We start from the raw sequence: 15,542 nt of genomic DNA, 5'->3' as shown, positions 1-15,542 counted from the left end.
CTGAATTGACGGCGGTTTTCTGACTTTGCCAGCCACGACCAAACCGCTGGCGATAACAGAATAACTGTTCAGATTTTGTTCAATTCAGCCTTTATCCAGTCATCGAGAGCGGGTATCATGCCAACCCTTTTTCGAACTCTCATGATCCGGCCCCACCTCAGGGAAGTCCTATGTCGGCGGTACGCATCGGCCCATATACATTACAGAACGGCTTGATTCTCGCCCCGATGGCGGGCGTCACCGACCAGCCCTTTCGTCAGCTGTGCAAGCGTTTGGGCGCAGGGCTTGTAGTCTCGGAAATGGTCACCAGTGACATGAGCCTGTGGAATACCCGCAAGTCGCGCATGCGCATGATCCACGAAGGCGATCCCGAGCCACGCTCGGTGCAGATTGCCGGTGGTGATGCACAGATGCTGGCGGACGCAGCGCGAGCCAACGTCGAACTGGGCGCACAGATTATTGATATCAACATGGGTTGCCCGGCAAAGAAGGTCTGCAACAAGGCCGCCGGTTCCGCGTTGTTGAAAGATGAAGCACTGGTCACCGAGATCCTGCAGGCCGTTGTGGCTGCGGTTGATGTGCCGGTCACGCTGAAGATCCGCACCGGCTGGGATCGCGACAACAAGAACGGCCTGACCGTGGCGAAGATCGCCGAGCAGGCCGGGATCACCGCGCTGGCAGTGCATGGCCGCACTCGCGCCGATCTGTACAAGGGTGAAGCCGAGTACGACACGATTGCCGCGATCAAGCAGGCCGTGTCGATCCCGGTGTTCGCCAATGGCGATATCGATTCGCCGGAAAAGGCCCGTTACGTGCTTGACGCGACCGGTGCCGATGGCCTGTTGGTAGGCCGTGCCGCCCAAGGGCGGCCATGGATTTTTCGCGAGATCGAACACTTCCTGCGTACCGGCGAGAAATTGCCGGCGCCGGAGCTGATCGAAGTGGAACACATACTGCTGGAGCATCTGGCCGCACTTCACGCTTTCTATGGGGACGTGATGGGCGTGCGCATTGCGCGCAAGCATGTGGGCTGGTATCTCGCAACCTTGCCGGGCGCCAGGGAGTTCCGCGCCCACTTCAATCGTTTGGATGGTACGGAAACACAATGCGCCAATGTTCGGGAGTTCTTCGCCGAGCATTACAAGAGCCTGACAGGGGACGAAGAAGGGGTGGCCGCATGACGATGATGACCGAGACTTTAGTGAGTGGAACAGCACCCGTGAGCGACAACGTGAATTTGAAACAGCACCTCAATACCCCGAGCGAAGAAGGCCAGACCCTTCGCGGGAGTGTCGAGAAGGCGCTGCACAATTATTTCGCCCACCTTGAGGGCGCGTCCGTCACGGATGTGTACAACCTGGTGCTCTCCGAAGTCGAGGCTCCCCTGCTCGAAAGCGTGATGAACTACGTCAAGGGCAACCAGACCAAGGCCAGTGAGCTGCTGGGACTTAACCGCGGCACGCTGCGCAAGAAACTCAAGCAGTACGATCTGCTGTAAGCATTCAATCAAACCAGAAAGGCGCCCGCGTAAAAAACGGTCGCCTTTTTTGCTGACTTCCTTTGCTTTTGATGGAAATTGAGATGACCGACCAGACTACCCGCCTGCCGATCCGCCGCGCCTTGATCAGCGTTTCCGACAAGACCGGGATCCTCGAATTCGCCAAGGAGCTTGAAGCCCTGGGTGTCGAGATCCTCTCCACCGGCGGGACGTTCAAGCTGCTGCGCGACAACGGTGTTGCCGCAGTGGAAGTCGCGGATTACACCGGTTTCGCCGAGATGATGGACGGTCGGGTGAAAACCCTGCACCCGAAAATCCACGGCGGCATCCTCGGTCGTCGCGGTATCGACGACGCCATCATGAGCGAGCACGGCATCAAGCCGATCGATCTGGTTGCCGTTAACCTCTATCCGTTCGAAGCCACCATCAACAAGCCAGGCTGCGACCTGCCGACCGCGATCGAAAACATCGACATCGGCGGCCCGACCATGGTCCGTTCGGCAGCGAAAAACCATAAAGACGTAGCGATCGTGGTAAATGCCAGCGATTACGCCAGCGTGCTGGAAGGCCTGAAAGCCGGCGGCCTGACCTACGCTCAGCGTTTCGACCTGATGCTCAAGGCGTTCGAACACACCGCCGCCTACGACGGCATGATCGCCAACTACATGGGCACCGTGAATCAGGCCGCTGAAACCCTGAGCACCGAAGGTCGCAGCGAATTCCCGCGCACCTTCAACAGCCAGTTCATCAAGGCCCAGGAAATGCGCTACGGCGAGAACCCGCACCAGAGCGCGGCGTTCTACGTTGAAGCCAAGCCTGCCGAAGTCGGCATCGCCACCGCAACCCAACTGCAAGGCAAAGAGCTGTCGTACAACAACGTGGCCGACACCGACGCCGCGCTGGAATGCGTGAAGAGCTTCGTCAAGCCTGCCTGCGTGATCGTCAAGCACGCCAACCCGTGCGGCGTGGCGGTCAGCCCGGACGCCGAAGGCGGCATCCGTCAGGCCTACGAACTGGCTTACGCCACCGACACTGAATCGGCGTTCGGCGGCATCATCGCTTTCAACCGTGAACTGGATGCCGAGACCGCCAAGGCGATCGTCGAGCGTCAGTTCGTGGAAGTGATCATCGCGCCAAGCGTCAGCGCAGAAGCCCGCGCCATTGTTGCGGCCAAAGCCAACGTGCGCCTGCTGGCCTGCGGCGAGTGGTCGGCTGACCGCGCCGCTGCCTGGGACTACAAGCGCGTCAACGGTGGCCTGCTGGTACAGAGCCGTGACATCGGCATGATCAGCGCCGATGACCTGAAAGTCGTGACCAAACGCGCACCGACCGAACAGGAAATCCACGACCTGATCTTCGCCTGGAAAGTCGCCAAGTACGTTAAGTCCAACGCCATCGTCTACGCCAAGAACCGTCAGACCATCGGTGTCGGCGCCGGCCAGATGAGCCGCGTAAACTCGGCGCGTATCGCTGCGATCAAGGCTGAGCACGCCGGCCTGCAAGTGGCCGGTTCGGTGATGGCCTCGGACGCGTTCTTCCCGTTCCGCGACGGTCTGGACAACGCGGCCAAGGTCGGCATCACTGCGGTGATCCAGCCGGGCGGCTCGATGCGTGACGCCGAAGTGATTGCTGCGGCTGATGAAGCTGGCATCGCCATGGTATTCACCGGCATGCGCCACTTCCGTCACTAACTAGTCGACGGCCGCACTGAAGCCGGCATCTGCTGCGTTGGAGCCGACCTCGATGATGCTCATTGCCAAAAGGCAACTCCGCTCATCGAGGTCGACTCCGCCTTGCATCTACCGACTTCATTGCGACCTCCTATAGCGTGAAGCGCTTTAGGTTCTAAAAACAGAATTAGCGTCATCCGAGGTTTTTGAAATGAATGTTTTGATCATTGGCAGCGGTGGCCGTGAACACGCCCTGGCCTGGAAAGTGGCTCAGGATCCGCGCGTGCAGAAGGTGTTCGTCGCGCCGGGCAACGCCGGTACGGCAATTGAAGCCAAGTGCGAGAACGTCGCCATCGACGTGCTGGCCCTTGAGCAACTGGCCGACTTTGCCGAGAAAAACGTTTCCCTGACTATCGTTGGTCCGGAAGTGCCGCTGGTCGCTGGCGTCGTCGACCTGTTCCGCTCCCGTGGGCTGGACTGCTACGGTCCGACCGCCGGTGCCGCGCAGCTGGAAGGTTCCAAAGCCTTTACCAAGGACTTCCTGGCCCGCCACAAGATCCCGACCGCCGACTACCAGAACTTCACCGAGATCGAGCCAGCCCTGGCTTATCTGCGTGAAAAAGGCGCACCGATCGTGATCAAGGCCGATGGCCTGGCCGCCGGTAAAGGCGTGATCGTCGCCATGACTCTGGCTGAAGCCGAAGACGCCGTGCGTGACATGCTCGCTGGCAACGCTTTCGGTGACGCCGGTTCGCGCGTGGTCATCGAAGAATTCCTCGACGGCGAAGAAGCTTCGTTCATCGTCATGGTCGACGGCAAAAACGTTTTGCCGATGGCTACCAGCCAAGACCACAAACGTGTTGGCGACGGCGACAGCGGCCCGAACACTGGCGGCATGGGCGCGTACTCCCCTGCCCCGGTGGTTACCGCTGACGTGCACCAGCGCGTGATGGACCTGGTGATCTGGCCGACCGTGCGCGGCATGGCTGAGGAAGGCAACGTCTACACCGGTTTCCTGTATGCCGGTCTGATGATCGACAAGGCCGGTAACCCGAAGGTCATCGAGTTCAACTGCCGCTTCGGCGATCCGGAAACCCAACCGGTGATGCTGCGTCTGCAGTCGAGCTTGGTGCTGCTGGTTGAAGCGGCGCTGGCGCAAGCGCTGGACAAGGTCGAAGCACAGTGGGATCCACGCCCGAGCGTCGGCATCGTGCTGGCCGCTGGCGGCTACCCGGGCGACTACGCCAAGGGCGCAGCGATCAACGGGCTCGATGCTGCGGCGAAGCTGGAAGGCAAAGTCTTCCACGCCGGTACGGCACTCAAAGACGGCAACGTCGTCACCGCCGGCGGTCGCGTGCTCTGCGCCACCGCAATGGGCGCAAGCGTCGGTGAAGCGCAGCAGCAAGCCTACAAGCTGGCAGCGGCGATCGACTGGCAAGGCTGCTTCTACCGCAAGGACATTGGCTACCGCGCCATTGCCCGTGAACGTGGCGAAACCCAGGAATAAGCTGTCGATCACGTCCGGCGAGGGATACCGTTCCTCGCCGGGCTGTTCCACCGCGGCGCATCGTTATATTCTGGCATCAACCTACGAAGGGATTTCGCCGTGCGCTGGCTCAGGATTGCCATAAGCTTCACCGTCACGTTGCTGACCTTGCTCTGCATGCTCCCGGCCCAGGCCGCGCAAGGCAGTGGCTGGTCGGTATTGCTCGACGATCAGGGCAATCTGCAACTGAGCGATATCCGCTCCGCTCGCTACACCAATCAATTCAGCCCCATCGAACTTGATCGCCTTACCGCGTCCGAGCCCGATGGCGCCTTGTGGCTGCGTTTCAGGCTGGCGCCGGGCAAGCACGAACAAGTGCTGCGCGTCTTTGCCCCCGACCTGTCACAGCTCAATCTCTACGTGCTCGACGGTGACCAGTTGATCGAGCAGCGCAACACCGGCACCGACCAGCCACAGGCCGAACGGCCCTTGCCGAGCAGCGACTTCATGTTGCCGTTGCCGCAGAGCGACAAAACCCTCGATGTCTATCTGCGCCTGGTGTCCGACCATCAGTTGCGCCCGCACGTCACCTTGCAATCAGCGGTGATGAGCGCGGCCAATCACAATCAGACGCTGGTCTTTGGTTTACTGTTCGGCTGCCTCGGCATGCTGCTGTTGCACAACCTGGTGCGCTACGCCTATTCCCGCTCGCGCAGCAGCTTATGGCTGGCGGTCTGCGAAGGCCTGTTGGGCCTGAGCCTGCTGTTGTTGCTGAACCTCGCCGGCCCCTGGTTGCCGAACTGGCATGCGGTGCAGACGCCGGGCGCCTATCTGGCGTTGCTGCTAACGGCTCCAGCCGGATTGATGTTCGCCTATCGCTTCTTCGCCCCGCTCGGCCCACACCCGCTGAACAAGCTGTTGATCGGCGACATCCTGTTTATCGTGACCTGCAGCCTGTTGCTGTTGTTCGTCAACACCCTGCCACTGAACATCATCACTTATGCACTGGTGGCGCTGGCCGGCCTGAGCATGTTGTTCGTCGCGTTCTATCACTGGCAGAAAGGTTACCGTCCGGCGCGTTTGTTCGTCGCCGCGATGGTGGTGTTCAACATCGGCACCTTGATCATTCTGCCGGCCTTGCTGGGGCTGACGCTGGTGTCGCCGCAAGGCTTGATCATGACCCTGATGGCGTTCATCTGCATCAGCGGCCTGTTGATGAGCATCGCCCTCGGTGAGCGTCAGCGCAGCATCACCGAAAGCCGCTTCAGCGTCAGCCGCGACCTCGCCGCAAGCAATGCCGAGATCAACGCCAAAGCCGAATTCCTCGCCAAGATCAGCCACGAAATCCGCACGCCCATGAACGGCGTGCTGGGTATGACCGAACTGCTGCTGGGCACGCCATTGTCAGTCAAGCAACGCGACTACGTGCAGACCATCCACAGCGCCGGCAACGAACTGCTGACGTTGATCAACGAGATCCTCGACATCTCCAAGCTCGAATCCGGACAGATCGAGCTGGACGACGTGCAGTTCGACCTCAATGCCTTGATCGACGATTGTCTGAGCATCTACCGCGCCAAGGCCGAACAGCAGAACGTCGAACTGATCAGCTTCATCCAGCCGCAAGTGCCGCGAGTGATCAGCGGTGACCCGACCCGCCTGCGCCAGACGCTGCTGAGCCTGCTGGAAAACGCCCTGAAGAAAACCGATGAAGGTGAAGTGCTGATCGTCGTCGCCCTCGACGAACGCAGCAGCAAGCCACGTCTGCGCATCGCCGTGCAGGACAGTGGCGCGCCAATGGAGCAGGAAGAACGCGACGCGCTGATGCATGCCGAACTGCACAGCAAGCACTTCCTGTCGGCCAATCGCCTGGGTGGCAATCTGGGGCTGGTGATCGCCCGGCAACTGATCCGTTTGATGCATGGCGAATTCGGCATCAAGAGCGGCGCCAACCAAGGCAGCACATTGTGGCTGACCTTGCCACTGGATCCCGATCGCCTCGAACACCCGACCTCCGATCTCGACAGTCCGCTGCAGGGCGCGCGGGTCCTCGTGGTCGACGACAATGACACCTGCCGCAAGGTGCTGGTCCAGCAATGCAGCGCGTGGGGGCTGAATGTCAGCGCCGTGCCATCGGGCAAGGAAGCGTTGGCTCTACTGCGGACCAAGGCGCACCTGCGAGATTACTTTGATGTGGTGTTGCTCGATCAGAACATGCCAGGCATGACCGGCATGCAGCTCGCGGCCAAGATCAAGGAAGACCCGAGCCTGAATCACGACATCCTGTTGATCATGCTCACCGGCATCAGCAATGCACCGAGCAAGATCATCGCGCGCAACTCGGGGATCAAACGCATCCTCGCCAAACCGGTGGCCGGCTACACCCTCAAGACTACCCTGGCCGACGAACTCAATCAGCGCAACAAAGGCCAGGTGGTGTTCCAGCCGCAAGTGGTCACCCCGGCCACCGCCGCCAAAGTGCCAAGTGACTTCCGCATCCTTGTCGCCGAAGACAACACGATTTCGACCAAAGTGATTCGCGGCATGCTCGGCAAGCTCAACCTGCAACCGGACACCGCCGCCAACGGCGAAGAAGCACTGCAAGCGATGAAAGCCCAGCGTTACGATCTGGTGCTGATGGACTGCGAAATGCCGATCCTCGACGGGTTCTCGGCGACGCAGCAATTGCGCGCGTGGGAAGTCAGCAACCAGCGCATCCGCACGCCAATCGTGGCGCTGACGGCGCATATTCTCGCTGAACACAAGGAACGCGCGCGGCAGGCCGGTATGGACGGGCACATGTCCAAACCCGTCGAGCTATCGCAATTGCGCGAGTTGATCGAACACTGGGTGGCGCAGCGCGACCAGCAGAATCGCGCCACAACGCCGACCTCGTAAGCCGACAGACCCCGTAGTGCCTGATAGACTCCCCCACGACTTCCCTCGCCAGTGAGCTTGCACCATGCTCCACGTGTTATTCAGTGTTTACCTGAAGATGCTGGTGCTCTACAGCCCGTTCTTCGTGTTGTCCTGCTTTATCAGCCTGACCCGTGGTTATTCGCGCAAGGAGCAACGACGGCTGGCCTGGAAAGTCGCGATCGCCACGCTGGTCTCCAGCGTTCTTCTGTATTTGTTCGGGCGAGTGATTTTCGATGTGTTCGGCATTACCGTGGATGCTTTCCGGATCGGCGCCGGCAGCGTGCTGTTCATCTCGGCGCTGGGCATGGCCCAAGGCAAGTCGGTGGTGCAAAGCGACAACGTGCAGCAGGACGTGACCATCGTGCCGCTGACCATCCCGCTGACCGTCGGCCCCGGCACCATCGGTGCCTTGCTGGTGATGGGCGTCAGCCAGCCACACTGGGATGACAAACTCACGGCGATCATGAGCATTGCGCTGGCCAGTTTTACCGTTGGGGTGGTGCTGTATCTGTCCAACCGGATCGAACGGATTCTCGGTGATCAGGGCTTGCAGATTGTCAGTCGCTTGATGGGCTTGTTCGTTTGCGCACTGGCGGCGCAGATCATTTTTACCGGGGTCAAAGGCTATCTAGTGCCCTGAGTGGCATCGCCGACAATGACTGCACAGCAAAACGCCGCGAACGGTATCGTTCGCGGCGTTTTGCTGTGTGCGGGCTGCGGCTTAACCCGCGATGGCAGGCTCTGCCATCAGCGCCTTGAACGTCACGCTGGCCGAACGCGGTGTCGCTGCCTGCAACCGTTGCACCCACGACGATATCGCGTGAGATTGCTGTTTTTTGAACGCGAGGAACACTTCCCCACGCAACGCCGGATCAGTGGAACAGACATCGCGAAAAATCAGGCTGTGTTCAGTCTCCGGATCGATGATCACCAGATGATCGCCAATGACTTCGAATAACAGATCGTCCGGTGCATCGAAGTCCCAGATCAACTTGCCGGGAACCGTCGGCCCTTCACCCAAAACATGCCGGCAGTCGACGATGAGCGAATCGAGCCGTCGCCAGGCCGCCTTCGACAACTGACACGTCACGTGCCCCTGACCCAGTCGCAACACCAGCGTAGTGACGTCATCAGGGATCAACGGCATCAGATCATCCAGACGGTTACGGCCTTCGATGCTCAAGACTTGCGCATCGCGCTGGACGTAGTCGAACGGGCCAAGGCTTTGGCGGCCTGGATAAATCTGGACCTTGCTCTCCTGCCGCGCGTGCAGCAGCACCTTGGCCTGGGTTTGAGTGCCGAGCATGGCGAAGTCGCTGGGCAGAATCTTGTCTTTGATGCTCAGCAGTCGAGCGTTTTGTGCGTCGTACCATTGCAGGCTTTGCGGCGCCGACGCCACTTTGACGAAATCTTCGTGCTCCACACCCTTCAACAAGGCTTGCAGACGCTCGACCAGCGGCTCGCCCTGTGCTTTCACCCAGTTCCGATTGACCGCGCTGACCACCACCGGCACCTGATCGCGCAACTTCAGGGTCACTCCAGCCACAGTGGTTGCTGCCAACCCCGAGCCGTCAATGGCCACGTTGGCAAACCGCCAGTCGCTCCACGGCTGTGCGGGTATCGGCAACAAATCACTGCGCAACAACTGCACGCCCTTGCCAAAGGCCTGGTCGAGGCTCTGCGGCTCGACAAACGCCTGGCTCCAGATCTCGCCGCTCGACACATCAAACAACCACACCGAGCGGTTATCCGGGGTTACCCCAAGCAAGCGCACTTCCTTGTCGTGTCCCAGGTCACACAGCAGCAAGCGGTTATTCACGAACCAGGCACTCAGGTTGCCGTCACCGGCAAGGTTACGTAGCCCGACGATTGCAAAACTGTTCACCGGGTATCGCTTGGCGATCGGCTCCAGCGCCCGCCACCACTGAGGACGATCCTTGAGCCATTGCTCGCCGAGGCCAGCCAACTGCACGTCACCTTGCGCCGTCAGGTTAAAGAAACGTCCCTCGTTATCCAGGATCAGATAGCCGCCCTCGACGGCCACCACCTGCGCAAGCCCCTCGGGTGTTACCCAACGATGCAGCCATTGCGCCTGGCCCTGCACAACGGTTCGCTGTTGCCGGCAAAGTGTCTGGTCGAGACGGTTGTAGATAAAAAACACCTCACCCTCACCCTCATCCGTCATCGGCATCAGTACCAGATCGCTCAGGTTCTTGATCGAATCGCTCCAGCCGCGCACGTGATGCGGCAGAGGCTGTGGATGAATCAGCAGTTGATCGTGACGGCGTACCCAGGCGATCTCGCGTTTGTCCGCTTCGAACTTCCAACTGACCGAAACGTAAGCCGCCGGTTGCCAGTCCACGGTTGCGAAGCCGTCCATGTCGGGGACGGGACGAGGCGTCAGATACTTGCCCAGCACCACGCTCCAATCGCTCAGCGTCGGCCGGGCGAACAGGCTTGCCTGCAGCTCGCGCTGCAGATCATGGGTCACCGAACTCAAAAACAGCTGCCCGTCATGAATCAGGTAACCGAGTTGCCGAGGTCCGTGGGCATCGTTGACCGATTGCACGAAATGAATCACGCCCTGGCTGTCCACTTGCAGGGCGCCGAGGGTACTTTCGCCCTCGGCCAGGACCAGGCGGTATCGATACTTGAGCAACCCGCTGACGGCATCGACCTGCCAGATGTCGTAGCTGTCCGGCACATAAAAATAAGCAAAACCGCCCGTCACCAGCGCCAGTTGCGCCTCTTCGGTATCACCGACGTTGTCGTTGCGGATGTACAGGAAGCGGTCCTCCTGCGCGTCATACCAGGCCGTGGTGTAACGCGGGTGTTGCGGCGATTCGAACGGAATCAGCCAGTCATGGATCGCGGTATAAGGCAGCGCCAGACGATGCTCCCGGGCCAACGCCTGGTAATGCCTGAGCAGTGCCTGTTCATCCAGTCCTACAGGGGCGCTCTGTTCGATGATTGCCAACTGTTGCCTGGCGAGATCGACGCTGAACAGTTGCTGGTCTGCCGTGTGAATCAACAGCGAGTGGCGCCCCTGCCCGGTCAGCGTCACGTGTACATCGCCGATATGCACCTCGCCGAAACGCTCGATGCGAATGTCACGCTCATGGACCTTGCCTGCCTGCAACACCCAGCGGCACTGCTGCAGGCTCGGCGCGAGCAATTCGATGTTCGCACCGGGATTGAGAACCAGCGTGCAGGATGCCCCACCCCCGGAAATCCTGTACGACACCTTGCCTTTCCAGGCACCAGGCAGCGTCGGCACCACCAAGGTGCGTTCGACGGGGTCAAGTTCGACCTCAATGACCGTCGCGCGATAATCGGGAAGCAGCCGTTGGAGGATGTAATGGGAAGGAAACGAGTAGAACGAAAACAGAAACAGCCACTGGTCGTCCGCCTGCTTTTTCTCCAGACGTCGGGCCGTGTCAAACCCGTGGTCATGGCGCGAGCTGGCAAACGGCAACGCCTTGTACTCATAGCCGTAACAGGTCTGCGGTGTGCAGGGCAGGACGATGGCTTTTCCGGCAGGTGGCGCAAAGCCGATCCGCCCGGGCAGTCCCAACTGCTGGCGAATATCAATTGCCCGGGCATAGTCGAGGTCGTAATCCGCAACGCCGAAGTGGTCGCGTAGCGGGTAGAGTTTCGGGCTGTCGAGCAACAATGTAGCGGCGTTGAGGTCGATCTTTTGCACCAGCAGCGATGGCGGTACGGTCCACGCGTCGAAGGTGGCATCGAGGCGGTAGCCGACGCCGCGATAGACGCGCTCCATGTCAGCGAAAAACTGCCCCACGGCCTGCGCATCACGAGCGATGCCGGCAAACCCTTGAGCGAGTGCCGCAACACCCACGGCCAGTCCGCCAAGGATCACCCCGGCACCGCCCAGCACGGCGGCAGCGGTGGACGCGCCGACCAATGCCGCCCCGACACCACCTGCCGTCAAGGCCAGGCTGGCGGCGTCAAAGGCCAGTTGAGTACCGAACTGGGCTTTCTCGACTGCGTTTTCTGCGGTCGACAGTTGATAGACATCAAAACCGACATTGGCCAGCCCCAGCAATGCCCCCACCCCTTCGTTGGCGACATGCCCCAACGCTTCGGCAACGACCGGGGAAACGGTGCGTGCAATGAGCTTTTCTTCGTTCAGCGCGATGCGCACCAGTTTAATAAGTCCCAGCACATCCATCACGTTGCCATGGGCCAACTGCGCATAGTTGACGTAAGCGTGCAGGCGCACGGCAATGGTCAAGCTGCGGTCGTCGCCTTCGCGGCCACGCAACGCATTCATCAAGGCCTGAATGGTGAAACCGGCGTTGAGGGTATGCACGCTGCCGGCTTCGGTCGGGTCCACCACACCCGTGGGCGACGGCGGTTTACGCGCCAGGGTGGAGAACTGCTCGGACAACCAGGCTTTGATGCGCAACAGGCGATGGTCTTCGCTGAGCACCTCAACCACGCGTTCAGGCTTTGAAGGATCAATGAGACTCAACCGGTATTTGCCTTCGGTCGTGACCTCAAGCGTGTCGAACAAGGGCACCAGCGGCGTGGCCGAAGCATGCAGCTCTTGCAACGCCGCCGTCGCGTGGGCGATCTGCTGCCCCCACCAGTGACCGTCCAGCCCCAGCAGGCTTCGGCCCAGGTGCGCGTTTTCGACAAGCGATCGGCCATGAGCGCTGTTCAGGCGCTGACGCAACGGGCGTGACGATTGCCCCGCCAATGCCTCCTGCGAGAGGACCTTCGCCACATCAAATCCACCGGACAGGGGCAAGGCAGCAATCCGTGCGCCGTGCAGTTCGATCAGGTCGAACGTCGGCCGGGTGGCGGCACCGTACGCGGCGTAATACTTGGCCATGCCCACATTGCGGAAAAAGTGCTCCAGCGCGCGCTTGAACATCGCCGCATTCTCGAATTCGAACACGCCGAAATTGGGGTCATAAAAATGATAGGCAATCTGTTCGCCGACGACAGTTTTGGCCACCAGCATCGAGTGGTTGTCGGAATTGAGCATGAGCGTCCGGGTTGTGGTGTGGCCCTCCAGCGCGGTGGTGACCTGCGCCAGATCGGCGCGATTCAACGACGTGCCCACTTCCCCCAACGGGGTGCCGCGCATCTCCTCCAGCGCTTGCACAAAGGCGATCGAATCACTTTGCGCCGGTTCCAGAGAGGCCAGATAAAAGCGTTCACGCAAGCGCCGGGAGGCCGTTTCGCCTTGGGTCATGGCTGCGCTCATCATCAGGGTCAAGGGGTAACAGCGGCCGCCAAGCGTCTCGCCGATGCCGCCGCGCAATAAATCCTGCGGCACCGAATACACCCTGCTCACTTCCAGTTGGCCAAGCACCCGGTGGACTTGCTCACCGATACGCAAGCGATGCTCAAGGGTGGCGACCTGCTGGATCTGCGTCACATAGCGGCCCCACTGTTGCAGGGTACGCGCCTTCATCAGCGCGGTTTTTTTCAGATCCAGCGCACCAAGGGCGGCGGCTGGCTCGGCCAGGTCGCTGGCCAGCCCCTCGAGAAAGGCCGGGTCCATACGCGTGTACAGACGCCGCTCAATGACCGCATATCGACTCGAAGCGCCCAGGTCACGAACGCTGTTGGCCAAGTTGTCGAGCTCACCGCTCAATTGCACAAAGTTCTGGCTGTGCAACGAGTCCATGCCGGTCAACAGGCCCAGTGACAGGCGTTGCAATGGGGTTGTCTGGACAATGTCCAGTTCACCGTGGCCGAGCGCGACCAGGACTTCGTCCAGGCCCAGGGTCTGGATTCGCGCATCACTGAGAAACGCCGGCGCCAGCACATCGTCCGCCTGATGCCTGATCGACTGGCGGTCGGCGAAGCTCAGCGGCAGTGGTTGTTCAAAGGTGATTGCCCCTTCATGCCCCTGGTTCATTGCCTGCACAAAGCGCTCGCCGAGTCCATCAACCAGACGCTGCAAGATGTCGGTCAGCAGCACCGCACGCCCTTCGATCACCGGCCAGCCCTGCTCGAACTCAATGGTCGAGCCTTTGAGCAATTGCGCCATATCGCCCTGGTAACGGGCCTTGTATTGCCCTTGTTGCCAACGTGCCTGCTCGTCCTCGACCCATTTAAAGGGGTCGTTGCCGTTGTCTTTCCAGGAGTGATCGAGTTCCTCTTCGGTGGCCCGATTGACCGAGGCATAGCGCGCGATGGCTGCCTCGGCGCGCACCCTCTCGGCGTGCGCGGGGGTCAAATGTGCCTTCGCGTAATCGCGCATACCATCGCGCATTGCGCTTGGGCCGGTCAGGTAGATGGTGCCTTCGCTCTGACGCCGGATGCCGTCGCTGAAGTAACTCGCAGCGGCACCGGCGAGAGAGCCTGCGAGAATCTCTTCCTCTTCGGGCAGGTCCCTCAGCGCTCCGTAGGTTTTTTCCAGAACGGCCAGCGCCAGCGGCAGCAAGGCGTCGGCGTCCGTCAAGGCGATGCCGCGCTGCACCGCCAGATGCGTCGTGGCATCGACCAACTGGTAATTGAAGCGAATGCGCTCGATGAAGGCTTGCAGCGTTTCGGATCCGGCATGCGCCATCAAGAAAGCATTGGATATCGAACTGCGTTCAGCAACTGCGCGCAGCTCAAACGGCCGGGCCAGTAGATCGGTCGGCGCCTGGAAAACCTGACTCAGCACCGGACGGGTTTTGGCGAAGGCTTCCACGGCCGGCCGGTGCTCCAGCGGAATGCGTTCGAAGTAGCTGCTCGAAGGCTGACGACTCGGCATCCACTCTGGATTGTGATTGAGCAGCACCTGCAAAATGCCCAGTCGGGCATCGCCGCCCAGCGTCTCGAGTTCGATCCCGGCGAGGTGACTCACCAGCGGCGGCAAGTTATCGACATCGGCATAGCTGCCCCCTTCCTGATACAGGGCTTCTGCCCGCACCACGTCGGACGCCGCCGCCAGGTTGCCGCGCAAGCGCATTTCGCGCTGGTAGATATCCTGCAATTGCACCGGTGCGGCAGCACCTTCAAGATCACGCAATTGCAGAGCGCCGCCAGCCATGCCTTGCACCGAGCGAAGGTTGTTTTGCCTGAGCGCTTGCAGTGCTGCGGCATCCTGGCCGTAACCACTCACCAGCAAGTCAATACGCGCCGCGTCAGCTGATTCACCCTTCGCCACGGCGGCATTGATGTGCGCAAACATCTGCTGTTTCAGAACAATCGCGCGCTCTTCGTAACGCGTGGCCAACTGGTCTTCCGTGATGGTTGTTGCTGCCTGTGCCAGCGCATCGGCTTTCGCCGCTTCGACGATGATCCTGTTGGTCTGATAAGCCAGCAGTGCGTCGCTGTCGTACCAGAGATTGAAGTGATAACCCTGCCCCCCCAGCACCTGTTTCCAGACATTGAGGTAATCACGCTGAATATCGCCGCCCCCGCCGCCGAGCCAGACAAAGTGCAGAGTCTTCGGCACAGGGACCGCTTTGGTTTTAATTAACGCCGCACTGGATTGCATCCGCGACTGCAGTTCTTCGACCCTGTCGTAAATGTGTGAAAGATCCGCCCCAGGGTTTTGCGACGGTGACGGTTGCACATTGCGCCGGACACGACCATCACCCAGCACTTGCTCCAGCGTCTGCTTGAACAGGCCCAGGGGTTCAAGCAATCGGGGCGAATCCATCGCCGCGACACAGGCCGCGTGATATCGCAGCAGAGCCTCATAATGTTTGCTGTTTCTGTAAGGAAACAGCGCTCGCTCAAGTTCCGCCAACTGCACAAGTGTTATAAACCTGACGTAGTTTCCTTCGTCACTCACCCTTTCATTATTCTGCATATGCTTCTCATCAGCTTGATTATCAGAAGATCAAGCTAATCACTGAGCATCGCAAACTCAAACTTGAATAGATTCAATCTTTATCAGTGTTAACCGAACACCACACAGCGCAGTTCTAACTTGTTCAATCAAACGATGACCCTATATTTCCGCCACAACTAAATACGCATAAAAAACAATAAA

General features: G+C 60.1%; 7 protein-coding genes. 6 read left to right on the top strand and 1 reads right to left on the bottom strand.

What is annotated here, in order from left to right; all coding sequences use genetic code 11:
• The first annotated feature begins 170 nt into the window (after positions 1 to 170).
• From dusB to P3G59_RS03135, 6 genes are all read left to right on the top strand, one after another.
• On the top strand, positions 171 to 1,181 hold the full coding sequence (dusB, locus tag P3G59_RS03160) for a tRNA dihydrouridine synthase DusB (protein WP_007914598.1): 1,011 nt from the start codon (positions 171 to 173) through the stop codon (positions 1,179 to 1,181).
• Complete coding sequence (fis, locus tag P3G59_RS03155; RefSeq protein WP_003221275.1) at positions 1,178 to 1,498, top strand: DNA-binding transcriptional regulator Fis; 321 nt, start codon at positions 1,178 to 1,180, stop codon at positions 1,496 to 1,498. The genes dusB and fis overlap by 4 nt, the downstream gene beginning before the upstream one ends.
• Positions 1,499 to 1,581: 83 nt before the next feature.
• Positions 1,582 to 3,189 (top strand): bifunctional phosphoribosylaminoimidazolecarboxamide formyltransferase/IMP cyclohydrolase, encoded by a 1,608-nt coding sequence (gene purH / locus P3G59_RS03150; protein WP_095047355.1) that lies wholly within the window; start codon positions 1,582 to 1,584, stop codon positions 3,187 to 3,189.
• Between the two features lie 190 nt (positions 3,190 to 3,379).
• Positions 3,380 to 4,675 (top strand): phosphoribosylamine--glycine ligase, encoded by a 1,296-nt coding sequence (purD, locus tag P3G59_RS03145; protein ID WP_277760426.1) that lies wholly within the window; start codon positions 3,380 to 3,382, stop codon positions 4,673 to 4,675.
• 99 nt (positions 4,676 to 4,774) lie between these two features.
• A complete protein-coding gene (locus tag P3G59_RS03140) occupies positions 4,775 to 7,552 on the top strand; it encodes a hybrid sensor histidine kinase/response regulator (RefSeq protein ID WP_277760425.1) in 2,778 nt (925 codons plus the stop codon).
• A gap of 64 nt (positions 7,553 to 7,616) precedes the next feature.
• The gene (locus P3G59_RS03135; protein ID WP_187678526.1) at positions 7,617 to 8,213 is read left to right on the top strand and encodes a MarC family protein; all 597 of its coding nucleotides are present in this window, start codon (positions 7,617 to 7,619) and stop codon (positions 8,211 to 8,213) included.
• An 81-nt stretch (positions 8,214 to 8,294) separates the two neighbouring features.
• Here P3G59_RS03135 and P3G59_RS03130 read toward each other — a convergent pair whose 3' ends face one another.
• The gene (locus tag P3G59_RS03130) at positions 8,295 to 15,191 is read right to left on the bottom strand and encodes a TcdA/TcdB pore-forming domain-containing protein (protein WP_347276967.1); all 6,897 of its coding nucleotides are present in this window, start codon (positions 15,189 to 15,191) and stop codon (positions 8,295 to 8,297) included.
• Between the last annotated feature and the right edge of the window lie 351 nt (positions 15,192 to 15,542).

Origin of the sequence: Pseudomonas sp. A34-9 (assembly GCF_029543085.1) — a bacterium.
Classification (GTDB): Bacteria; Pseudomonadota; Gammaproteobacteria; order Pseudomonadales; family Pseudomonadaceae; genus Aquipseudomonas.
This window is presented reverse-complemented; position numbering and strand designations above follow the sequence as displayed.